General features: G+C 28.0%; 2 protein-coding genes. Both read left to right on the top strand.

The features are described from left to right. Window positions 1-230: hypothetical protein (locus BKH44_RS08665; protein WP_095272443.1), on the top strand; the 230-nt coding region annotated here is incomplete at its 5' end. After that, entirely contained in the window at window positions 220-489 is a 270-nt protein-coding gene (locus BKH44_RS08670; protein WP_095272446.1) for a type II toxin-antitoxin system YafQ family toxin, read from the top strand. The genes BKH44_RS08665 and BKH44_RS08670, both read left to right, overlap by 11 nt. Window positions 490-492 lie beyond the last annotated feature (3 nt).

Genomic DNA, 492 nt, shown 5'->3' on the forward strand with positions numbered 1-492 from the left:
AAAAGCTAAAAAAGGATTTTGAGATGACTTTAATTATTGAAAATTTAGATGATAAGTTTGTCCCTGCGTTCAAAAGCCTAGCTAATGTGTTGAATGCTAAAGTAAAAGATACCCAAGCATTAGAGTGGAAAAAAGAAGCTGACAAAATGATAAAAGATTATAAAAATGGAAAATTAAAAGCTTATGAAACTATTGAAGAACTAAAAGCTGAACTAGAAGATGATATATAAAATTGTTAGGACAAATAGCTTTAAAATAGCTTGGAAAAAAATAAACAGCAATGATAAAGACAGGGTATTGAAAGTTTTGGAAAAACTTGCTAATGATGAACCTTTAGAGCCAAAACATAAAGATCATAAATTAAAAGGTGAATATAAAGATTTTAGAGAATGCCATATCTTGCCTGACTTATTGCTTATCTATCAAAAGAGGGAAGATATTTTAATCTTGAATGCTTTTAAATTAGGCTCACATAGTGAATTGTTTTGAAAT

Source organism: Helicobacter sp. 13S00477-4, from assembly GCF_002272785.1.
GTDB lineage: Bacteria > Campylobacterota > Campylobacteria > Campylobacterales > Helicobacteraceae > Helicobacter_J.

Bases quoted from the DNA above. Each gene is read 5' to 3' on its own strand.
- BKH44_RS08670 (WP_095272446.1), top strand. From the start codon at position 220: ATGATATATAAAATTGTTAGGACAAATAGCTTTAAAATAGCTTGGAAA.